Below are 415 nucleotides of genomic sequence, written 5' to 3' on the forward strand. Positions count from 1 at the left end.
CGTGATGGCCTGAGGGTTGGTCGACGTTACGCCCAGGTTGCCGTCGGCCTGCGCCTTGGCAAGGTCGTCATAGTAGTGCACCGTAAAGTCGCCCGCAGGCTGCGTGCCCAGTACCGTGGTGTCGAAGGCCGTAAGGTCGAAGTCCGTCTCCCCGTCGTTGGTACCGTCCAGGTCGCACTTGGTAATAAGCGCAGGGTCGGTCACAGGGTTGGCAACCGCCGGCTCGTCAACGATCAGGTTGAACGTGCCCACGCTTACGCATCCCGTGGTGTTGTTTTCTACCCTTACCCAGACAGCCTCAGGGTTGGTTCCGTTAGGATAGCTGTTCGGAAGCTCTGTCCCGGCTACTCCCGCCTCGGCGTCTGCCTGGCTGTGGTAGTAGGTGAAGGTATAGTCCGCAGGGTTAAGGCCCGCC

At 61.2% G+C, this 415-nt stretch carries 1 protein-coding gene; it reads right to left on the reverse strand.

Features of this window, described 5'->3' with window-relative positions:
* Nucleotides 1-415 (reverse strand): hypothetical protein (locus ASG38_RS18060; RefSeq protein ID WP_200937045.1); only part of this gene is annotated, 415 nt, incomplete at both ends.

Source organism: Flavobacterium sp. Leaf359 (genome assembly GCF_001423985.1).
Lineage (GTDB): Bacteria > Bacteroidota > Bacteroidia > Flavobacteriales > Flavobacteriaceae > Flavobacterium > Flavobacterium lindanitolerans.